The 19,931-nt window shown below is 67.2% G+C and carries 21 protein-coding genes; 8 read left to right on the top strand and 13 right to left on the bottom strand.

Features of this window, described 5'->3' with window-relative positions; translation table 11 throughout:
• The first annotated feature begins 4 nt into the window (after positions 1-4).
• Both BN973_RS06945 and mmsB read left to right on the top strand, forming a co-directional pair.
• The gene (locus tag BN973_RS06945; protein WP_036466794.1) at positions 5-1,165 is read left to right on the top strand and encodes an acyl-CoA dehydrogenase family protein; all 1,161 of its coding nucleotides are present in this window, start codon (positions 5-7) and stop codon (positions 1,163-1,165) included.
• Positions 1,166-1,175: 10 nt separating this feature from the next.
• On the top strand, positions 1,176-2,060 hold the full coding sequence (gene mmsB, locus BN973_RS06940) for a 3-hydroxyisobutyrate dehydrogenase (RefSeq protein WP_036466792.1): 885 nt from the start codon (positions 1,176-1,178) through the stop codon (positions 2,058-2,060).
• Between the two features lie 32 nt (positions 2,061-2,092).
• Here mmsB and BN973_RS06935 read toward each other — a convergent pair whose 3' ends face one another.
• The 10 genes from BN973_RS06935 to secY form a co-directional block, all read right to left on the bottom strand.
• On the bottom strand, positions 2,093-2,593 hold the full coding sequence (locus BN973_RS06935; protein ID WP_036466789.1) for a MarR family transcriptional regulator: 501 nt from the start codon (positions 2,591-2,593) through the stop codon (positions 2,093-2,095).
• Positions 2,594-2,651: 58 nt separating this feature from the next.
• Positions 2,652-3,689, bottom strand: a complete 1,038-nt coding sequence (locus BN973_RS06930) for a pyridoxal phosphate-dependent aminotransferase (RefSeq protein WP_036466787.1) — start codon at positions 3,687-3,689, stop codon at positions 2,652-2,654.
• On the bottom strand, positions 3,689-4,708 hold the full coding sequence (locus BN973_RS06925; protein ID WP_036466786.1) for a 3-oxoacyl-ACP synthase III family protein: 1,020 nt from the start codon (positions 4,706-4,708) through the stop codon (positions 3,689-3,691). The genes BN973_RS06930 and BN973_RS06925 overlap by 1 nt, the downstream gene beginning before the upstream one ends.
• 7 nt (positions 4,709-4,715) lie before the next feature.
• Positions 4,716-5,363, bottom strand: coding sequence for a hypothetical protein (locus BN973_RS06920; protein WP_036466784.1), 648 nt, complete (start codon positions 5,361-5,363; stop codon positions 4,716-4,718).
• Positions 5,344-7,086, bottom strand: a complete 1,743-nt coding sequence (locus BN973_RS06915) for a thiamine pyrophosphate-binding protein (protein WP_036466782.1) — start codon at positions 7,084-7,086, stop codon at positions 5,344-5,346. The genes BN973_RS06920 and BN973_RS06915 overlap by 20 nt, the downstream gene beginning before the upstream one ends.
• A 75-nt stretch (positions 7,087-7,161) precedes the next feature.
• Positions 7,162-7,923 (bottom strand): anti-sigma factor family protein, encoded by a 762-nt coding sequence (locus BN973_RS06910; RefSeq protein ID WP_036472112.1) that lies wholly within the window; start codon positions 7,921-7,923, stop codon positions 7,162-7,164.
• A 90-nt stretch (positions 7,924-8,013) separates the two neighbouring features.
• Positions 8,014-8,559, bottom strand: coding sequence for a sigma-70 family RNA polymerase sigma factor (locus BN973_RS06905; RefSeq protein ID WP_036466780.1), 546 nt, complete (start codon positions 8,557-8,559; stop codon positions 8,014-8,016).
• A gap of 52 nt (positions 8,560-8,611) precedes the next feature.
• Positions 8,612-9,412: a type I methionyl aminopeptidase gene (gene map, locus BN973_RS06900; protein ID WP_036466778.1), complete on the bottom strand. Its 801-nt coding sequence runs from the start codon at positions 9,410-9,412 to the stop codon at positions 8,612-8,614.
• A 2-nt stretch (positions 9,413-9,414) separates the two neighbouring features.
• The gene (locus BN973_RS06895; protein WP_036466775.1) at positions 9,415-9,960 is read right to left on the bottom strand and encodes an adenylate kinase; all 546 of its coding nucleotides are present in this window, start codon (positions 9,958-9,960) and stop codon (positions 9,415-9,417) included.
• Complete coding sequence (secY, locus tag BN973_RS06890; protein WP_036466773.1) at positions 9,957-11,282, bottom strand: preprotein translocase subunit SecY; 1,326 nt, start codon at positions 11,280-11,282, stop codon at positions 9,957-9,959. Before secY ends, BN973_RS06895 begins: the two co-directional genes overlap by 4 nt.
• A gap of 259 nt (positions 11,283-11,541) precedes the next feature.
• Between secY and BN973_RS06885 the strand changes: the two genes are divergently transcribed.
• From BN973_RS06885 to BN973_RS06875, 3 genes are read left to right on the top strand one after another with little or no spacing between them, the layout of a single operon-like run.
• Positions 11,542-12,453, top strand: coding sequence for a class I SAM-dependent methyltransferase (locus tag BN973_RS06885; RefSeq protein WP_036466771.1), 912 nt, complete (start codon positions 11,542-11,544; stop codon positions 12,451-12,453).
• 10 nt (positions 12,454-12,463) lie between these two features.
• Positions 12,464-13,387: a class I SAM-dependent methyltransferase gene (locus BN973_RS06880; protein WP_036466769.1), complete on the top strand. Its 924-nt coding sequence runs from the start codon at positions 12,464-12,466 to the stop codon at positions 13,385-13,387.
• Between the two features lie 2 nt (positions 13,388-13,389).
• Positions 13,390-14,319, top strand: coding sequence for a class I SAM-dependent methyltransferase (locus tag BN973_RS06875; protein WP_036466768.1), 930 nt, complete (start codon positions 13,390-13,392; stop codon positions 14,317-14,319).
• A gap of 4 nt (positions 14,320-14,323) precedes the next feature.
• Here BN973_RS06875 and BN973_RS06870 read toward each other — a convergent pair whose 3' ends face one another.
• Together BN973_RS06870 and BN973_RS06865 are read right to left on the bottom strand one after the other, a co-directional pair.
• Entirely contained in the window at positions 14,324-14,989 is a 666-nt protein-coding gene (locus BN973_RS06870; protein WP_036466765.1) for a GNAT family N-acetyltransferase, read from the bottom strand.
• 34 nt (positions 14,990-15,023) lie between these two features.
• The gene (locus BN973_RS06865) at positions 15,024-16,385 is read right to left on the bottom strand and encodes a xylulokinase (protein ID WP_036472111.1); all 1,362 of its coding nucleotides are present in this window, start codon (positions 16,383-16,385) and stop codon (positions 15,024-15,026) included.
• Positions 16,386-16,415: 30 nt separating this feature from the next.
• On the opposite strand from BN973_RS06865, the gene BN973_RS06860 reads away from it, so the two are divergent.
• Genes BN973_RS06860 through BN973_RS06850 form a run of 3 tightly spaced genes read left to right on the top strand, consistent with a single transcriptional unit; the run spans position 16,416 to position 18,972 of the window.
• Positions 16,416-17,405 (top strand): NAD(P)-dependent oxidoreductase, encoded by a 990-nt coding sequence (locus tag BN973_RS06860; RefSeq protein WP_036466762.1) that lies wholly within the window; start codon positions 16,416-16,418, stop codon positions 17,403-17,405.
• Positions 17,402-18,058 carry an L-fuculose-phosphate aldolase gene (locus tag BN973_RS06855; protein WP_036466759.1) on the top strand — a complete coding sequence of 219 codons (657 nt, stop codon included), beginning with the start codon at positions 17,402-17,404 and terminating at the stop codon, positions 18,056-18,058. Before BN973_RS06860 ends, BN973_RS06855 begins: the two co-directional genes overlap by 4 nt.
• The gene (locus tag BN973_RS06850; RefSeq protein ID WP_036466756.1) at positions 18,055-18,972 is read left to right on the top strand and encodes an MBL fold metallo-hydrolase; all 918 of its coding nucleotides are present in this window, start codon (positions 18,055-18,057) and stop codon (positions 18,970-18,972) included. The genes BN973_RS06855 and BN973_RS06850 overlap by 4 nt, the downstream gene beginning before the upstream one ends.
• A 49-nt stretch (positions 18,973-19,021) precedes the next feature.
• Here the strand turns inward: BN973_RS06850 and BN973_RS06845 are convergent, their stop codons facing one another.
• The gene (locus tag BN973_RS06845) at positions 19,022-19,873 is read right to left on the bottom strand and encodes a helix-turn-helix transcriptional regulator (protein WP_036466754.1); all 852 of its coding nucleotides are present in this window, start codon (positions 19,871-19,873) and stop codon (positions 19,022-19,024) included.
• Positions 19,874-19,931: the final 58 nt, after the last annotated feature.

The raw sequence follows: 19,931 nt of genomic DNA, 5'->3' as shown, positions 1-19,931 counted from the left end.
GGTCATGTTCGCCCTGAACGACGACGAACGGGTCATCGCGGAGACGGCGGCCGCGTTCGCCGCCAAACGCATTGCCCCGTACGCCCTGGAATGGGAAGCGGCCCAGCATTTCCCCACCGACGTGTTGCGGGAGGCCGCCGAGCTCGGCATGGCGGCGATCTACTGCCGCGAGGATGTCGGCGGCAGCGGGCTGCGCCGGCTGGACGGGGTGCGGATCTTCGAGCAGCTGGCCATCGCCGATCCCACCACGGCCGCCTTCCTGTCGATCCACAACATGTGCGCGTGGATGATCGACAGCTTCGGTACCGACGAGCAACGCAAGGAATGGATTCCGCGGCTGGCACCGATGGATGTCATCGCCAGCTACTGCCTGACGGAGCCCGGCGCCGGATCCGATGCCAGCGCATTGAGTACCCGTGCGGTCAAGCAGGGCCCCGATTATGTGCTCGACGGTGTCAAGCAGTTTATCTCCGGTGCCGGCGCTTCCGACGTCTACGTGGTGATGGCCCGCACCGGCGGCGACGGTCCGCGCGGGATCTCGGCGTTCATCATCGAAAAGGGAACTCCCGGGCTCAGTTTCGGCGCGCTCGAGGAGAAGATGGGCTGGCACGCCCAACCGACCGCACAGGTGATCCTGGAAGGCGTACGCGTTCCCGCCGACGCGATGCTGGGCGGGGCCGAGGGCGAGGGCGCCGGCTTCGGCATCGCGATGAACGGCCTCAACGGCGGCCGGCTCAACATCGCGGCGTGCTCGCTGGGCGGCGCGCAGTCGGCCTTCGACAAGGCGGGTGCCTACGTGCGCGATCGGCAGGCGTTCGGCTCCCCGCTGCTCGACGAACCCACCATCCGCTTCACCCTGGCCGACATGGCCACCGGGCTGGAAACCTCGCGAATGATGTTGTGGCGGGCGGCGAGTGCGTTGGACGCGGGCGACCCCGACAAGGTCGAGCTGTGCGCGATGGCCAAACGCTACGTCACCGACACCTGCTTCGACGTCGCGGACAAGGCGCTGCAACTGCATGGGGGCTACGGCTACCTGCGCGAGTATGGTCTGGAAAAGATCGTCCGCGACCTTCGGGTGCACCGAATTCTCGAGGGGACCAACGAAATCATGCGGGTGGTCATCGGTCGCGCCGAGGCCGGCCGATTCAGAGCCACCGCTTAGAAAGGCAGCAATGACAGAGCCTTTTAAGATCGCCTTCCTAGGGCTGGGGAACATGGGCGCGCCGATGTCGGCGAACCTGCTGGGCGCGGGCCACACCGTGCGCGGGTTCGACCCGGTGCCCGCGGCGGCGGCGGCCGCGGCCGAAGGCGGCGTCGAGGTCTTCGACAGCGCCGCCCAGGCGGTGGCCGAGGCCGACGTGGTGATCACCATGCTGCCCAACGGCGACATCGTCAAACGTTGCTACACCGAGGTTTTGCCGGCCGCGCGCGAGGGTGCGCTGTTCATCGACAGCTCCACGATCTCGGTCAACGACGCCCGCGAGGTGCACTCGCAGGCCCAGGCACACGGGGTCGCTCAGTTGGACGCACCGGTCTCCGGCGGGGTGAAGGGCGCCGTCGCCGGGACGCTGGCATTCATGGTGGGCGGCGAAGAGTCCGCGGTGCAACGAGCCCGGCCGGTGCTGGAACCCATGGCGGGCAAGATCATTCACTGCGGCGCCGCGGGCGCGGGCCAGGCCGCCAAGGTGTGCAACAACATGGTGCTGGCGGTGCAACAGATCGCGGTCGGCGAGGCCTTCGTGCTGGCCGAAAAGCTAGGGCTGTCGGCGCAGTCGCTGTTCGACGTGATCACCGGCGCGACCGGCAACTGCTGGGCGGTGCACACCAATTGCCCGGTGCCGGGCCCGGTTCCGACCTCACCGGCCAACAACGACTTCAAACCCGGCTTCGCGACCGCGCTGATGAACAAGGACCTGGGGCTGGCGATGGACGCGGTGTCGTCGACCGGTTCGGCCGCGCCGCTGGGTCGCCATGCCGCCGAGATCTACGCGAAATTCGCCGCCGACCATGCCGACAAGGATTTCAGCGCGGTCATCGAGCTGCTGCGCTCGAGTTAGCCCCGTCCCAACGACTCGACGTCGGGCGCAGATCAGAAGTCGCCGGCGTTGCGGCGCAAGGTTTCAATCGACGCCACCAGCGCCTGCGATTCGGCGGTATCCATGCCGATGTCGGCGAACACCTGCTCGTTGAGCGTGACGGTGGCGTCCTCCACGGTCGACCGGCCGAGCTCGGTGATCTGCACCAGCGTGGTGCGCCCGTCCGTCGGGTGCGGCAGCCGCTGAACCAGTCCGTCGGCCTCCAGCCGGCGGATCGCGTGGCTGACGCTGGTGACGTGGACCTGAAGCCGGTCGGATGCCTTGGTGATGGGCAGCGCCCCGGTCCGGCTGAACGCGAGCAACCGCAGCAACTCGTAGCGCGAGAAACTCAGGTCATAGGGCCGCAGCGCCGTCTCCACCCGCGCGAGCAGGATCTGATGCGCGCGCATCACCGAGGTCACCGCGACCATGCCCTGCGACACCTCGCCCCAGCCCGCACGCTCCCAATTGGTTCGCGCGGCGGCGATCGGGTCGCGCTTCTTGTCCGGGGCCACGCCTTTTCATACCGCACTTGCGGCACAAGCGGGTCAACTGGCCCTATTCGGCGTGTGCTTATTTGCCCACCGCGGACAGCACCGCCAACGTGGATGCGCGGCTGCCGACGGTAATCCGCGCGCCGCCGTCCGGATAGCAGCGCACCCGGAGCCCGCTGTCGGCGAACACCTCGCTCCACTGCCGGCCCGGCGCGGTCTTCGCCGGCAGGTACATGAAGTTCGCGTGCGCGTCGGTCGTGTATATCCCGAGCGCGGACAGTCGCATCCGCAAATACCGCCGCTCGGAGGTGATCATCCGGATCCGTTGCAGCAGTTCGTCTTCGGCGTTGTATGACGCGGCAACCGCGGGCAGGCTGGTCATCGCGATACCGAACGGCAACTGGTGCGACCACATCGTCGCGGCCAACTCGGGTGCCGCCACCCCATAACCGATCCGCAGCCCGGCCAGCCCGTACGCCTTGGAAAACGTCCGTACCACGACCACATTGGGGAATCGCCGCGCCAGCGCCGCCACCTCGACCCGGTGCTCGGGTGCGGCGAACTCGATGTACGCCTCGTCGAGCAGCACGATGGTGTCGCGAGGTACCCGGCGCAGGAACCGGAACAGATGCGACGTCGGCTCCAGCGTTCCGGTGGGATTATGCGGTCGGCACACCACGACGACGCGGGCCGTGGTGGCCGCGTCGGCCAGCCGCTCGAGGTCGTTGTGGCCGGCCTTGTTCAGCGGCACCATCACCGAATTCAGCCGGGCCATCTGCGCGATGATCGGGTAGCCGTCGAAGGTGGGCGCCGACATGACCATCGAGTCGCCCGGAACGGTCAGTGCCTGCAGAGCCTGCAAAACCACACCCGTCGCGCCGGCGCCCAGCACCACCTGCTCGGAGCCGACGCCGATGCGGCCCGCGATCAGATTGCGCAACCGTTCGGGCAGGAACTCCGGATACCGGTTGGCCGCATCGATCGACTTGACCAGCACCGACCGTACCGCGGGCAGCGGCGGGAACGGATTTTCGTTGAGCGACAAGGCCAGTGGATCGATCGCAGGCGGGACCGAGTCGTCGACCTCAGCGGTGGCGGAGCTTGCGACGGGTTGCATCAGTCTCGCCCGCCCCAGCGCACCGCCGCCGCGCCGGCGAAGTCGCCGGCGTGCGCGAAGCCCGCCATCAGCACCACGTCACCGGACTTGAGCTGGCCGTCGGATATCGCGCGATCCAGATTGATCGGGATGCCGGCGCCGAACAGGTTGCCGCACTCCTCGAAGGTGTCCCGGTGGCGTTCCGGCGGCAGCTCGAGCGCGTCGCGCCAGTTGCGCAGAAACGCCCGGTTCGGCTGGTTGGTGACCATCAGGTCGATGTCTTTGGCGGGCAGGCCGATTCGGTCGCAGACCGCGAGCGCCACCTCGGGAACCTGCCGGTTGCCGCGGGCCAGCACCTTGGTGATCTTGCTCTCGGTGAAGCCGATGCTGCCCTCGCCGGAACCCGCTTGCCACCACTTGCGGGGCGGGTCGAACGAGAGCGTCATCTCCCCCGCGAATTCACCGTAGGTGCGGCACTCGACGTCGAGTATCGGCGACCGATCGCCCACCGTGACCAGCCCGACGGCCGCGCCGTCACCGGGTACGGCCGATTGCGCCTTGCGCCGAATCGTGGACTGATCGAAGAACTGACCGGCCGCGTTCTGCGCGATCGCGATCAGCGCGGTGTGCCCTTCGCCGGACGACAGCAGTTTGCGGGCCACGTTGAGCGCCAACACAAATGCCGCGCATCCACCGTTGTTCAGGTCCAGCACCCACGACGGCCGCAGGCCCAGCCGGTGTGCGATGCCGCCGCCCTGGCCGTAGAACGCCATGTCGGGTACCTGAGTGTGGGTGATCAAAACATCGGCACCCTCGACGACGTCGTGGCCGTGCCGCTCGATCAGACCTTGCGCCGCGCGTTCGATCATGTCGATCGAACTCTCGTCGGGCCCAACGTGATGGCGAAACTTCGGAGCCCGGAACATCACGTTCTCACGCAGCTCGTCGGATTCGGCGAACTGGGCGTAGTACTCGGCCGGGATCGGCTCGCCGGGCAGATAGGTGGAGACGTCGATCAGGCTGACATCAGGAGTAACCATGGTTCGCTCATCTCATCCAGTCGGGGGTCACCGGCAGGCCATTGTGGTGGCGGTACTCGGCGATCGCCTTGAGGTTCTTCAATTCCAGCAGATGGCCTGCGCCGAACATGTCCCAGAAGTCGCCGACCCACACCGGGCGCTGCGCCGGCGCTGTCTCGGGATACGGGTTGTGGTCGTAGAACGGGTGATGGCAATTGGTCCACAGCACAACCGAACCCGGCTTGTCGAGTACCACCTGCGCGTCGATCACGCGCATCAGATAGATCATCCACAGGTGCTTGCCCTGATCCCATGCGCAGTGGTAGTCGACGGTGCGAGCCTGGTCGTTGGCGACGGTGCGGGTGTAGATCTCGGTCTCCGAGCCGAGCCGATCGTAGGCCAGCCACAAGCCGGGCTCGTCGGTCTCGGTGAAACCGCGCAGACTGTAGGTCCACTCTTCGAGGCTGCGGGTGTCGGACAGATACTCGTACAACTCGTCGGGCGGGCAGTCGATGTAATCGTTGACGGTGCAGTAATCCCCGAAGACCTGATCGTGCGGGTAGACCGATCGCATCATGTCCATGATGATCGGGGTGGCCTTCTCCCGGGGGCTGGTTTCGATGCGCGTGACCCCGTCGATGAGGTCGGGAATGTCTTCAAGCGCTGGCAGCGACATTGGTGCATTTCTCCTTAACGGTCGGAATCTCGCTAATGGCAATGGTTTCGGTCTTTGCCGCGGTGAGAAACGGTGCGAACGGCGGGATTTCGTCGGCAGCGCACTCGATGCTGACTACCGCCGGGCCGTCGAGGTCGAGCGCCGCCCCCATCGCGGCGGCGAGGCCTTCCGCGTCGCTGACGTCGATCGACGTCAGGTCTGGGAACATGGCCGCTAGCCCGGCACCGAGCCGGCTGGGCCGAAATCGGTTGTAGCTGTAGAGGTTGTCGTAGAACAGCTGCTCGCGGGTCACGCACATGGCATGCGCGTTGTTGTTGAACAACACGAACGTCACCGGCAGCCGGTATTGCACCGCGGTGTGGACTTCCATGCCGTGCATGAAGAATGCCCCGTCGCCCGCGATCACCACGGTTCGCCCACTCGGACGTCCGCTGTTGGCCCGTCCGAAAGCCATTCCGATGCCGGCCCCGAAGCTGTAACCCATGCCCCCCATACCCAGTGCGACGGTGAATCTGCCACCGCGCCGGGCCGGCAGGTAATGCACCGCGGACGCACCGGTGTTGCCCGCGTCGACCACGATGTCGGCGCCGTCGGGCAACACGTTGTTGAGCACCGCCATGGCGTCGCGATAGCGCAGGCCCGCGCCGACCCACGACGGGGGCGTCAGCTCGGAGCGGGACACGACATCGGGTACCCGCACACCGGTCGGACGCCCGCTGCCGGACAGGGCGTGCGTCAGCATGCGCAGCGAGGTCCGCAGGTCGTCGGTGTGCACATGCGTGCACGGAACATAGGGCCGCGCGGCGCCGATCGATAGGGTGCGCACCTTCGCCAGGGCTTCGTCGAGTCCGGCGCGAGCCGTGACCGACAGCCGGGATCCGACGATCAGGCACACGGCGCTGGCGGCTACGGCTTCGGCCACCCCCGGATGGCCCATCACACCGGTTACCCCCAGCGCGGACGAAGAGCCGAATCCCGGTGTGCCAGAAGTGTCTTTGGCGTCGGGCACGGTGGCCACCCGGGCCCGCAGCAAAGCGCGCAGCTCCTCGAGCTCGGCGCGGGCGTTGTCGCGGGCCACCTGCTCGCCGGCGATGACGGTGATCGGTCCGTTGACGTTGCGCAGCACCGGAATAATCGGCTGCGGATTTCCGATCGGCCGCGGGTCGTCACCGACGGTGCCGGCTCGATCGGCGTAGACGAAAGCCTGCTGAATGTCCTTGGGCAACAACAGTACTGCCGGACCACCGGTGCGCGCGGCGGTGATCGCCCGGGACAGCGCCGCACCGATGTCGGCCGGCCGCAGCACCCGTTCGCAGGACACCGATACCGCCGCGAACACGGCCTCGGCGTTCAGCGATCCATTGTTTCCGCTGGTGTCCTGAAAACTGCCGCGACCATCCATCGTCGCCGGGGCCTGACCGACCAGCGCCAGCACCGGAACCCGGCTCGTCAACGACTCCCCAAGTGCCGCTACGAGATTCAGCGCTCCGCCACCCGAGGTCGCGGCCACCACACCCAGCCCGGCGCCGCTGCGGCTGTACCCGTCGGCCATCGTGGCGGCCGAGAATTCGTGCTTGGCCAGGACGGCGGTGACCTCGGAGCGGAAATGCGCGGCGTCGTAAAGGTCTTCGATGTTGGCGCCGTCCACACCGAAAATGTGGTCCACGCCGATCGACGCAAGGCATTCGACGATCTGGTCAACAACCCGGTGCTTCCGAGGCATCTGCTCTACCTATGTTTCGATTGAGACGATGCCTATGGCACGAGCCAGCTGAGCCGCCGGTTCACCTGAGGGGTTTTACAACGAACGCTGCAACAAAACCTGGCCGCTATCGGCGGCGACCACCTGCACGGCGGCGATCTGATCGACCGGCGTCGAGATGCTCGCGGCGGGCGTCGCGGTGTGACCGGGCTCGGCCACCCACGTCGCCAGCCGGGTCTGGCTGCCGTCGCGGCCGACGACCACCATCGCCAACGTGTCATGGTGCGCGTACGGCGGTGCCAGGCAGACGCACTTCAGGTTGATGGCCGTCCCCCAGTGCTGGCTGGAAATCTGCACCGTCGACGTCAGCAGGTTGGTGCCCACTTGCGCCATCTCCGCGGACGCGGCCACCTGCTGCGGAGGCGTCGCCGACGGGCTATGACCCTGAATGCCGACGAACACCCCGATCGCCAGGACCGCGGCCGCGGCGGACGAGGCCACCCAGGTGATCGCCCGCGTGCGGCGGCGGCGCCACGCCACCTTCGCCAGCAACGACGGCAGCAGCTCGGGCGAGGGCTCCGGCGCCGCCGGCGGACTGTCGCCGGACTGCGCGATCGCGGCGACTTCCTCACGATCGAGTTGCGAAAGCAGGGCCGGCACCCCGCTGAGCTCGGCGACGGCCTCCCGGCATGCCGCGCACTGGCGCATGTGCTCTTCGAATTCGCGGCGGTCGACGGACGACAGCGACCCCAGCACGTATGCGGCATCCCACATCGCGTAGCGGTGATTGTCACCCATGATCAGACCAAAGACCTCGTTGTCGCCGGGCGGGCCTACACCTCGTATCGGCGTCTTCATCTCATCCATCTCCTTCACCCTTCAAGCATTCGGAGCCGATGACCTCACGGATTGGTGCCCCGGAAAGGCCCCCCAGATAAGGCAGCGCTGTCATCGAGTAACTCCGAGTTCCTGCAGAGTGAGCCGCAAAGCCCGCACGGCATAGTGTAGTCGCGACTTCACGGTTCCTTCGGCAATGTCAAGGTCTCCAGCAATCTGCGCGGTGGTCCAGCCGCGGTAGTACGAACGTTCGATGACGGCGCGGTGTTCCGCGGACAGTTGCGTCATCGCATCGGCGATCAACAACCGGTCCAGGGCGGCGTTGACCTCGTCGGGCGTGGCCTGCTCGGGCGCTCCGTCTTCGTCGAGCGAGCCGACCACGTTGCGATACCGGGCGCTGCGCCGATCGTCGATGATCATGTTCCGGGCAACGGTGAACAACCAGGCACGCGCCGACCGCTCGGTGTCGCCGACGACCTCCGGATGTTGCCAGGCTCGCAGCAGCGTTTCCTGAACGACGTCCTCGGCGTGGGCGGCATCGCCGGTCAGCCGCAGCGCGTAACGCCACAGCACGGCAGCGTGCTCGTCGTAGAGCGCCTTCATCAACGCAGCTTCTGCCGCCCCCGACGCCCTCCAAGTACCAGCGCCCCGGGCCACTCGATCACCTCCTGCCAATTGACACGAGTGGAGTAGGTGTTTGGTTCGAGGTTCAGCTCAAGGTGAGAATGCGGGGCCCGTCGTCGGTGACCGCCACGGTGTGCTCCCAGTGCGCCGCACGCGAACCGTCGGTCGTGGTGACCGTCCAGTCGTCGTCGAGCACCCGCGTTTTGCCTGTTCCAAGCGTCAGCATCGGCTCGATGGCCAGCACCGAACCGGGGGCCAGCAGCGGTCCGCGGCCCGGGGATCCCTCGTTGGGCAGGAACGGGTCCATGTGCATCTGCCGGCCGATGCCGTGCCCGCCGTAGCCTTCGACGATCCCGAATGCGCGGCGATGGCGGACCTCGGCCGCCCGCGTCCCCATTTCGATGGCGTGCGCGACGTCGGTCAGCCGGTTACCGGGGATCATCGCCGCGATTCCGGCTTCCAGCGATTCCCGGGTCGCCGCGGAAAGCGCCTGGTCGGCGGGATCGAGCTTCCCGACCCCGAACGTGATCGCGGCGTCGCCGTGCCAGCCGTCCAGCACCGCGCCGCAGTCGATGGATACCAGGTCACCGGGGGCGAGGACTTCGGCCGCCGACGGGATGCCGTGCACCACCCGGGCGTTCACCGACGCACAGATCGAGGCCGGGTAGCCGTGATAGCCCAGGAACGACGGTGTCGCGCCGAGTTCCCGGATCACCGATTCGGCGATTTCGTCCAGGCTCAACGTGGACACCCCGGAGACGGCGGCCGCGTGAACCGCCTGCAGCGCGTTGGCAACCACGGCACCGGCCGCGGCCATCGCGTCGAGTTCGCCGGCGCTGCGCTGCGGCACCACCTTGCTTCTGCGCAGCCGCGCCAGCGGGCGCATCGTTACTTGCCCAGCGCTCGCAGCGCGCGGGCGAATACCTCGTCCAACGATCCGATCGCGTCGACGGTCTTCAGTTCGTCGCGGTAGTACTCCAGCAGCGGCGCGGTTTCGTCGCGGTAGACCTTCATCCGGTTGAGGATGACCTCCTCGGTGTCATCGGCGCGGCCGCGGCCCTTGAGCCGCTGCAGCAACTCGTCCTCGGACACCCGGAATTCCAGCACCGCATCGATGTCGGTGCCGCGCCGTCCGAGCATCTCGTGCAGGGCTTTGGCCTGCTCGATCGAGCGGGGATACCCGTCCAGGATGAAGCCGTTGGCGGTGTCGGGGTCGTTCAGCCGGTCGTCGACAAGCTGGTTGGTGAGGTCAGACGGCACCAGGTCACCGGCATCCAGGTAGCGCTTGGCCTCCAGGCCCAGCTTGGTGCCCTGCCCGATGTTGCTCCGGAACAGATCGCCGGTGGAGATCTGCGGGATCCCGAGCTTCTCGCTGAGTTTCTCCGACTGCGTGCCTTTACCCGCCCCCGGTGGCCCCAGCAATACGACTCTCACTTGAGGAACCCTTCGTAGTTGCGCTGCATCAGCTGACTCTCGATCTGTTTGACGGTATCCAAACCGACGCCAATCATGATCAGAACCGCAGTACCGCCGAATGGCAGATTCTGCACCGCCCCGGCGTTCCCGATCTGCAGGAACAGGTTGGGCAGCACCGCGATCGCACCGAGGTAGATCGAGCCCGGCAACGTGATCCTGCTCAGCACGAAACGCAGATAGTCGGCGGTGGGCTTGCCCGGCCGGATGCCGGGGATGAATCCGCCGAACTTCTTCATCTCGTCAGCGCGCTCGTCGGGATTGAAGGTGATCGACACATAGAAGTACGTGAAGAAAATGATGAGCCCGAAGTAAATGCCGATGTAGACCGGGTCGCTCGGGTCGGACAGATACGTGCCGACGAACTTGTCCCACCAGCTGTTGCCCACGCCGCCGCTGCCGCTGCGGATCAATTGGGTGATCAGGTGCGGAATGTAGATCAGCGACGACGCGAAGATGACCGGGATGACACCGGCCTGGTTGACCTTGAGCGGCAGATACGTCGAGGTTCCGCCGTACATGCGACGGCCCACCATGCGCTTGGCGTACTGCACCGGGATCCGGCGCTGGCCCTGCTCGACGAACACCACGCCCACGATGATGATCAGCGCGGCGACCAGCACCGCGGTGAAGATCATCCCGCCGCGGCTGTCCAGGATCGTCTTGCCTTCGGAGGGGATGCGGGCGGCGATGCCGACGAAGATCAGCAGCGACATGCCGTTGCCGATGCCGCGTTCGGTGATCAGCTCACCCATCCACATCACCAGCGCAGCACCGCTCGTCATCACCAGCACGATGACGACCAGGGTGAAGATGCTCTGGTCGGCGATGATGTCCAGCGAGCAGCCCTGCAGCAGACCGCCGTTGGCCGCCAGCGCCACGATGCTGGTGGCCTGCAGAATCGCCAGCGCGATCGCCAGATAACGCGTGTACTGCGTCATCTTGGCCTGGCCGGACTGGCCTTCCTTACGCAATTCCTCGAACCGCGGGATGACCACGGTGAGCAGCTGCACGATGATGCTGGCGGTGATGTAGGGCATCACGCCCACCGCGAACACCGTGAGCTTGAGCAGCGCACCGCCGGAAAACAGGTTGATCAGCGAATAGATCTGTCCGGCTTCGCCGCCGCTGGCCTCTTTGATGCACTGCTGCACGTTCGGGTAGTTGACGCCGGGCGACGGCAAAGCGGCGCCGACGCGATACAGCACGACAATGCCAAGCGTGAAGAGGATCTTCCGTCTCAAGTCGACTGTTCGCAGCGACGAGATGAAAGCCGAAAGCACTTCTATCCTCCTGCGCGGCCGGGGTGGTAATCCTGCGTTTACGCGCGCTCAACACCCGCAGGCCAGGACGTACGGCGTCACGCGTCAAATCGTGTACGAGACTAACAGCTGGTCGGAGCAGATCCTTAAAAGGGCGTCATGGAGCCGTATGAAAAGTGCCCAAAAAATTCAGGAAGCGGACAGCAACCAGGCGTAGAGTTCTGTGAGCTCGTTGCATTTGCTAAGTATCAAAGCTGGCTGCCGACGATCGAGGAGCACCATGACACGCACTGACCAAGACAGTTGGGATCTTGCTTCCAGCGTCGGCGCCACCGCCACCATGGTCGCCGCGGCTCGCGCGGTGGCCAGCAAGGAAGACAACCCGATCATCAACGATCCGTTCGCGGGGCCCCTGGTGCGCGCCGTCGGGCTGGACTTCTTCCGCCGGGTGGTCGACGGCGAGCTCACCGCCGCCGAAACCCCCGAGAACGGCCGCGGTGACCTGCAGGTCGAGACCGACTCGATCGCGGTGCGCACCCGTTTCTTCGACGACTTCTTCCTCAACGCCGCCCGAGACGGCATCCGCCAAGCGGTCATTCTGGCCGCCGGGCTCGACGCGCGCGCCTACCGGCTGTCCTGGCCGAACGGCAGCGTGGTCTACGAAGTCGATCAGCCCCGAGTCGTCGAATTCAAGACCACCACGATGTCGAGCCTGGGCGCGCTGCCGTCGGCCGAACGTCGCACCGTCAGCGTCGATCTTCGCGACGACTGGCCGGCGGCCTTGCGCAGCAGCGGGTTTGACGTGACCCGGCCGACGTCGTGGAGCGCCGAGGGATTGCTGATGTATCTGCCCCCCGACGCCCAGGACCGGCTGTTCGACAACATCACCGCGCTGTCCGCACCGGGAAGCATGCTGGCCACCGAGTTCCATCCGCCGTCGGAAACGACGATGTCCGAGCGTGCCCGGGAATTCAACCAGCGGTGGCTGAATCTGGGCTGCGACATCGACCTGTCGCAGTTGTTCTTCGACGGCGAGCGCAGCGACGTCGTCGAGTACCTGAAAGGCCATGGCTGGCAGGTGAGCTCGCGTCCACGGCGCGAACTGTTCGCCGATTACGGCCGCGACTTCCACGACAGCGAGGCACTGTCCCAACTGCGCAACATCGTGTCTGTTACCGCAACTCTCAGTTAGGAGCGCATGCATGACGAGCACCGACAGCAAGCGATTCGACGGTGACAGTTGGGATTTGGCGTCCAGTGTGGGAGCCACCGCCACCGCGGTGGCCGCCCGCCGGGCCATGGCCTCCAAGGGCCCCAACCCGCTGATCGACGACCCCTACGCCGAGCCGCTGGTCAACGCCGTCGGCGTGGACGCCTTCATCCGGATGATGAACGGCCAGGTCGAACTCGTCGAGGACGATCCCGCGTTCACCCCGCAGCGGCTCAGCGAGGGCATGGCCGTGCGCACCCGGTACTTCGACACCTTTTTCCTCGAGGCCGCCGAAGCCGGTGTGCGCCAAGCGGTCATTCTCGCGTCCGGGCTGGACACCCGCGCTTACCGGTTGCCGTGGCCGGACGGCTCCGTGCTCTACGAGATCGACCAGCCGCAGGTGATCGAATTCAAGACCCGCACCCTGGCCGATCTCGGCGCGGCCCCGACCACCGATCGGCGTGCGGTGGCGGTGGACCTGCGCGACGACTGGCCGGCTGCGTTGCGCAACAATGGCTTCGACTCCACCAAGCCGTCGGCCTGGATCGCCGAAGGCCTGCTGGGCTACCTGCCGCCGGACGCCCAGGACCGACTGTTCGACCACATCACCGCGCTGTCCGCCGCCGGCAGCCGCCTCGCTACCGGCTACGTACCCGACATGCGTGACCGCGTCGAAAAGCGGGGCCGCGAGATGAGTGAACGGTGGCGCCGGATGGGGCTGGATCTGAACTGGTCGGAGTTGGTATACACCGGCCAGCGCAACGACGTGGCGGCCTACCTCACCGAACGGGGCTGGCAGACCACGGTGCGCAGTACCCAGGAGATGTACGCGCACAACGGTTTTGAGTTCCCGACCGAGCCGACCATGGCCGCCTTCGGCGACATCAAATATTTGTCGGCAACACTAGGAGCCTGAGCATGACGCGCACCGAGCAAGACACCTGGGACCTGGCCTCGAGCGTGGGGGCCACCGCGACTTGGGTCGCCGCCTGCCGGGCCCTGGCCGGCAAGCAACCCGGCGCCCTGATCGATGATCCATACGCCGACCCGTTGGTTCGTGCGGTGGGCGCGGATTTCTTCATCCGAGTGCTCGACGGCGAAATCACCGATGAGACCGGTGGTCTCGACCCCGACGCGGACCCCGATGTGGAGTTCAACTTGGCGCGCATGGTCAACATGATGGCCGTGCGCACCCGGTATTTCGACGACTTCTTCACCGACGCGACCGATGCGGGCATCCGCCAGGTGGTGATCTTGGCCTCGGGCCTGGACTCGCGGCCGTACCGGCTGGCGTGGCCGGCGGGCACGGTCGTCTACGAGGTCGACCAGCCGACGGTGATCGAGTTCAAGACCACCGCTCTGTCGAACCTGGGCGCCGAGCCCACCGCGGCGCGCCGGACCGTTGCCGTCGACCTGCGCGACGACTGGCCAAACGCGTTGCGCCAAGCCGGTTTTGACGAGACCAAAGCCACGGCGTGGAGCGCCGAAGGCCTGCTGATGTATCTGCCTCCCCAGGCGCAGGATCGGTTGTTCGACGCCATCACCACGCTCAGCGCGCCGGGCAGCCGGCTGGCGACCGAGTACCACCGCGACGGCATGCCCCTACTCGAGAAACGCGCCAAGGCGATGGCCAAGCGCTGGGGGCAGTACGGCTTCGACACCGACGTGTCCGCGCTGGTCTATCACGGTGAACGCACGCCGGCCGCGGATTACCTGAGCGAGGCCGGCTGGCAGATTACGCCGCGCACCCGCGCCGATCAGTTCGCCGAGGCCGGGCTGCCGGTGCCGCCGGGCGAGGGCCTCAAGGCGTTGGAGAACCACATCTCGGTGGTCGCCGTCTTGCCGTAGCCGGTCAGCCCGGTTTGGCCGCCGGCGCGCGGACCACCAACGGCACGGCGGGGAAGCACCATGCCAGCTCCGAGCGCGACTTGCGCAGTGCGGCGGTGCCGTAGCCACGCTTGCGGTGGTCGGGGTGAATCCAGATCCGCACGTTGACTTCGCCGCGGACCAGCTCGCCGAACACCATTCCCACTTTCTCGCCGGAATCGACGGCGACGAACCAGGCGGCCTCCTCGTCGTCGACACGGGCCAGGGCCGCCCGGATCTCGTCGTCGAGGTCGCCCGCCGGCTTGTCGGATCCGTCGCCCGCAGCACCCATTTCCTCGGTGCGGACGGCGAACAGGTCGCGGTCCTCGGCGGCGGAAAACGGCCGCAGCTCCAGGCTCTCCCCCGAGCTCGCCGGGCGCTCCCCGAGCGTGAAACTCAGCTGCTTGTTCAAGTCCTCGAGTTCGGCGAGGATCTTGCGGCGCGAATCGATGGTGAGCTGCTCGAAGCACATACCCATCACCGCTTCGGCGGCGAGGTGGGAGGTGTCGAGCAATTTGACGATCCCCTCGATCGCGACTGCCTTGTTTTCCGACTCCACCACGACGTCGGCAATTTCATGCCGGCGTTCAAGAGCTTTCAACAGGGCGTCTGCGATCTCTCTACGGGCGGCTTTGCGGTCCTGGTCAGTCATTGCACCAGACTAGATCGCCAAGGCGAGTATCGCGCTAGATCCTCGACTCTGATGGGCGCGACGGCCGATCGCCGAGTTCCAGGAAACGGCGGTAGCGATCCTCGACCGCGGCCGCCCAGGCCCGATCGGGGTCGACGATGCGCTCGGTGGAAACCCAGCGCGCGGCGTCGGCGATCGAGGTCTCCAGCCCGGCTGCGATCCGGCCCAGAAATGCCGCCCCCAGCGCCGCGCCCTCGGCAACCCCCGATACCTCCACCGGCCGACCGGTGGCGTCGGCGATCGCCTGCATCCAAGGCCACAGCCGGGTCCCGCCGCCGGTGGCGACGATGCGCGACACCGGCGCTCCGCTGAGCTCGATCAGCTGACGCACGACGAAGCCCGACGCCTCGTAGGCGGCCCGGCGCAACGCCGCGGGGCCGTGGGTGAGGTCGACGCCGTCGAGCACGGCGCGGCGGTCCGGGTCGTGGAACGGTGTGCGTTCCCCGCGAATGTAGGGCGACCACACCGGGATACGGCGCGGATCGACCGACTCGGGGTCGCCGGGTCCGATGACGCGATCCACCCAGCCGAGAAACAGCCCGCCCGCGTTACTGGCGCCACCGATCTGACTCTTGGGCGCCTTGGTGTGCGGAATCGTCCACAGCCCCGGCACCTGGCGGGCCTCGGGAACGGTGACCCAGACGATCAGCGTGGTGCCGCACATCACCAGCACGTCGCCGTCGCGGTCGGCGCCGGCCACCATCTGCTCGCACAGCGCGTCGACGGCACCGGTCGCCAGCACGGCACGGGTCCCGTTCACCTGGCCGGCCGCGGCGCCGATCGCCGCCACCCGGGGCAGCTGCGCGACGGTGGCGCCGCGCTCGGCGCACGCCGCCGCATTCCAGCCGGTGCCGTCGAACAACGGGTAAGAGGTGGCCGCGGTCGCGAAGTCGATCACCGCCTCGCCCGACAGCGCACAGTTGGCCACCGCCGGTGCCGGCCAGAACCCGGCCGCCCCGGGGGCTTCGGCAGCCGTCCAGCGCAGGAACTCGGCGGCTTCGCCCAGCGCGGGCAGCGGCTGATCGCCGTCGATCCGGCCGCGCTCGTCGCCGTACAACAGTCCCGGCGTGTACGGCCGGCCCGCGGCATCGACCGCGGTCAGCGAGGGAACCATCGCCGAAACGGCCACCGCGCGGGGCTCGGGTCCCCGGGCCTGTTGCCGCACCTGGTCCAGCGCCGCCAGCGGGCCGCGCCGCCACGCCTCGTCGGCGTCGTGCTCGAAACGGTTGGGCGCCGGCACCCGGACTCGATGCGGAATACGCACCCGCGCCGTCACGTTGCCGTCGGCGTCGGCGGCGACCGCTTTGACCGCCGTGGTGCCGATGTCGATGCCGATCGTGACGCCGTTACGTGACACGGGCGTCACCGTACGCCAGCATTGGCATTCGTGACATCAAGACCGCGTGCCCTGGTGACGGCCCCGCTGCGTGGTCCGGGGTTCGCCAAACTCCGGCAGCTCGCCGATGTGATCTACGACCCTTGGATAAGTGAGCTCGATCAGACCCCGCTGCGCATCTACGGCCCCGAGCAGCTGGCGCAGCGTATCAGTGCAGAAGCCGCCGACGTGATTGTGGTGGAGAGCGACTCGGTGCGCGGCCCGGTGTTCGACGCCGGCTTGCGCGCGATCGCATCCACCCGCGGCGACCCCAACAACGTCGACATCGCCGGAGCCTCCGCGGCGGGTATCCCGGTGCTGAACACCCCGGGCCGCAACGCCGACGCGGTCGCCGAGCTGGCGGTGGCCCTGCTGCTGGCCGCCACCCGCCACCTGCTGACCGCCGACGCGGATGTGCGCAGCGGCAACATGTTTCGTGACGGCAGCATTCCCTATCAGCGTTTCCGGGGCGCCGAGATCGCCGGGCGCACCGCGGGACTGGTGGGCCTGGGCGCCGTCGGCCGGGCCCTGCGATGGCGGCTGACCGGGTTGGGCATGCGGGTCATCGCCTACGACCCGTATCACGACGAAGCCCAGCACAGCCTCGACGAACTGCTCAGCGAGGCCGACATCGTCTCGCTGCACGCGCCGGTCACCGAGGACACCTTGGGGATGATCGGCGCGAGCGAATTCGCCGCGATGCGCGACGGCGTCGTTTTTCTCAACACCGCCCGCGCGCAACTGCACGACACCGACGCGCTCGTCGACGCGCTGCGCGCCGGCAAGGTGGCCGCGGCGGGACTGGACCATTTCGTGGGCGAGTTTCTGGCGGCGGATCATCCGTTGGTGAGCCTGCCGAACGTCGTGCTGACCCCGCACATCGGCGGGGCGACCTGGGACACCGAGGCACGGCAGGCGCAGATGGTCGCCGACGATCTGGAAGCGTTGCTATCCGGCAACCCGCCCACCCATATCGTCAACCCGGAGGTGCTGAGGTCATGAAGTTCGTGGACAACCCGGAAGCCGCGGTGCTGGACGCGGCCAAGGACATGCTGCGCCGCGGCCTCGTCGAGGGAACCGCCGGCAACATCTCGGCGCGACGCTCCGACGGCAACATCGTCATCACCCCCTCGTCGGTCGACTATCGCGACATGGAACTCGACGACCTGGTGCTCGTCGACCCCGAAGGTGCGGTGCAGCATGCCAAGGACGGCCGGGCGCCGTCATCGGAAATGCAACTGCACCTGGCGGCCTATCGGGCGTTCGACGATATCGGCAGCGTCATTCACAGTCATCCGGTGTGGGCCACCATGTTCGCGATCGCTCACCAACCGATTCCGGCCTGCATCGACGAATTCGCGGTCTACGTGGGCGGCGACGTTCGCTGCGCCGACTACGCCGCTTCCGGCACGCCCGACGTCGGGGCCAACGCCGTCAAGGCGCTGGAGGGTCGCGGCGCAGCGCTGATCGCCAATCACGGCCTGGTCGCGGTGGGCCCGCGACCGGACAAGGTCCTGCATATCACCGCACTCGTCGAGCGCACCGCTCAAATTGTCTGGGGTGCAAGGGCTCTCGGAGGACCGGTGCCGATTCCCGAAGACGTGAACCGCAACTTCGCCGGGGTCTACGGCTACCTGCGGGAAAATCCCCTATGAGCCGAGTGCAGCTGGGCCGCGCCTGTGTCACGCGCATCGTGGAATTCCAGTTCGAGTTGGGGACAACGTCTTTCGCCCGAACCCCGCCGGACGGATGGCACGACAATGCCGACCTGCTGGTGCCGGACTTCTTCGACCCCGACACCGAGAAGTGGCGGATCGCGGTGCAAAGCTGGGTCATCGAGGTCGACGGGCTGACCGTCGTGGTGGACACCGGCGTCGGCAACGACCGTCAGCGCCCGCACATGCCGCCCTTGGATCAGCTGAAAACCGCATTCCTCACCGCGTGGGACTCGGCCGGTATCGACCGCGCCGCCGTGGACGTGGTGATCAACACCCACATCCATTCCGACCACGTCGGGTGGAACACGATGCTCGACGGCAACACCTGGGTACCGACGTTTCCCAACGCCCGATACCTGGCTCCCGCAGCCGATTACCGCTACTTCGCCCCCGACGGGCCCGTCGCGCGGCGATCGCCGCGCACCGAACAGGAGGCCATCGCGCAGCACGGCGACCAGCTGGTGTTCGCCGACAGCGTGTTGCCCATCGAGAAGGCGGGCCAGCTCGTCTGTTGGTCCGACGACTATGTGATCAGCCCGTCACTGCGGCTGCGTCCCGCCGCCGGCCACACGCCCGGCTCCTCGGTGCTGTGGCTGGACGCGGGAGCGCCCGCGGTGTTCGTCGGCGACATCACGCACAGCCCGCTGCAGCTGCGCCGCCCCGCCGACCCCTGCGCCTTCGACGTCGACGCCACCGCGGCCGCCGCCACCCGGCGGCACATCTTCACCGAGGCCGCGCGAGCGCGCGCCACCATGATCCCGGCCCACTACCCCGGCCACGGCGGCACATCGATCCGCGCCGTCGGTGATCAATTCGAAGTCGACGAATGGCTGGAGATCGAAAAGCTATGACTTGTCGGGTGGTTCAGTGGTCGACCGGCACCATCGGGCAAGCGATGGCCTAGGCGGCGTGCCGACGCCACTTACGCGGCGGCATGCCGTGCGCCCGGGTGAACTGGCGGCTGAAATAGCCGGCATCGAAAACCCCGACTCGCCGGGCGATCTCGGCGACCGGGAGATCCGTTTGCTCCAGCAGGGTGCGCGCCGCGGCCATCCGGCGGTCAATGATCCACTCCTGCACGGTGCGCCCGGTGCGGCGACGCACCACCGTGGTGAGATGGCCCGGCGTTACCCCAAGTTCACCCGCGACGTCGCGCAGCGACAACGCCTCGCCCTGACGGCGTTCGATCACCGCGAACACGTCGGCCAGCAGTGGCTCGCCGCTGCGTTTCAAATCGGCCACCACATCGCGGGCCAGCCGCGCGAGCTCGATCAAAAGTAGCGTCAGGTAGGCCAGCGCCGCCTGACGATGCCCATCCTGGCGGGCAGTGAGCTCGGTTTCGATCGCTCGAATCGTGTTGTCCCACATGCCCTGTCGGTCCTCGGGTACTTCCAGCCGCAACACCCCACCGGAATGTCCGTGCAGGAACGGGAAGAGCAGCGGGTGACCCCGCCAGGCCGGCCACGGCGAGCGTGCGTCCTCGCCGAGCGCGGCGGGATCGAAGAACACCGCCACACCGGCATCCAAATCTGCCAGCTGCCCGGGGTCGAGCACCTCGCCGGCGGCGGCCACATACACCAGGCCCACCGCGGGGACGTACCACAGCGCCGGGAAGTCGTGAATGTGACGGCCCCGCCCGCCGAGCTCGCCCAGGTGACGATGCAGCGACACCGGAGACGTGTCCGGGCCGGTCCGATATTGGTAGATCGGCACACCGCCGCGGTGGCCGATCAACCGGGGTGGCTGCGTCATGATTGCAAAATATAGTCCAATTTATGGCGAAGATCACCCAATTCTACGATGAGACACT

The organism is Mycobacterium triplex, assembly GCF_000689255.1.
Classification (GTDB): domain Bacteria; phylum Actinomycetota; class Actinomycetes; order Mycobacteriales; family Mycobacteriaceae; genus Mycobacterium; species Mycobacterium triplex.
The sequence above is the reverse complement of the archived record's forward strand: the minus strand, read 5'-3'. Positions and strand labels throughout refer to the sequence as shown.

Excerpts from the sequence above, each read along its gene's own strand:
- BN973_RS06920 (WP_036466784.1), bottom strand. The coding sequence starts at position 5,363 with ATGTCGCTGCCAGCGCTTGAAGACATTCCCGACCTCATCGACGGGGTC.
- BN973_RS06925 (WP_036466786.1), bottom strand. The coding sequence starts at position 4,708 with ATGGTTACTCCTGATGTCAGCCTGATCGACGTCTCCACCTATCTGCCC.
- BN973_RS06880 (WP_036466769.1), top strand. The coding sequence starts at position 12,464 with ATGACGAGCACCGACAGCAAGCGATTCGACGGTGACAGTTGGGATTTG.
- BN973_RS06930 (WP_036466787.1), bottom strand. The coding sequence starts at position 3,689 with ATGCAACCCGTCGCAAGCTCCGCCACCGCTGAGGTCGACGACTCGGTC.
- mmsB (WP_036466792.1), top strand. The coding sequence starts at position 1,176 with ATGACAGAGCCTTTTAAGATCGCCTTCCTAGGGCTGGGGAACATGGGC.
- BN973_RS06910 (WP_036472112.1), bottom strand. The coding sequence starts at position 7,923 with ATGAAGACGCCGATACGAGGTGTAGGCCCGCCCGGCGACAACGAGGTC.
- BN973_RS06875 (WP_036466768.1), top strand. The coding sequence starts at position 13,390 with ATGACGCGCACCGAGCAAGACACCTGGGACCTGGCCTCGAGCGTGGGG.
- BN973_RS06870 (WP_036466765.1), bottom strand. The coding sequence starts at position 14,989 with ATGACTGACCAGGACCGCAAAGCCGCCCGTAGAGAGATCGCAGACGCC.
- BN973_RS06945 (WP_036466794.1), top strand. The coding sequence starts at position 5 with ATGTTCGCCCTGAACGACGACGAACGGGTCATCGCGGAGACGGCGGCC.
- map (WP_036466778.1), bottom strand. The coding sequence starts at position 9,412 with ATGCGCCCGCTGGCGCGGCTGCGCAGAAGCAAGGTGGTGCCGCAGCGC.
- BN973_RS06845 (WP_036466754.1), bottom strand. The coding sequence starts at position 19,873 with ATGACGCAGCCACCCCGGTTGATCGGCCACCGCGGCGGTGTGCCGATC.
- BN973_RS06850 (WP_036466756.1), top strand. The coding sequence starts at position 18,055 with ATGAGCCGAGTGCAGCTGGGCCGCGCCTGTGTCACGCGCATCGTGGAA.
- BN973_RS06855 (WP_036466759.1), top strand. The coding sequence starts at position 17,402 with ATGAAGTTCGTGGACAACCCGGAAGCCGCGGTGCTGGACGCGGCCAAG.
- BN973_RS06885 (WP_036466771.1), top strand. The coding sequence starts at position 11,542 with ATGACACGCACTGACCAAGACAGTTGGGATCTTGCTTCCAGCGTCGGC.
- BN973_RS06915 (WP_036466782.1), bottom strand. The coding sequence starts at position 7,086 with ATGCCTCGGAAGCACCGGGTTGTTGACCAGATCGTCGAATGCCTTGCG.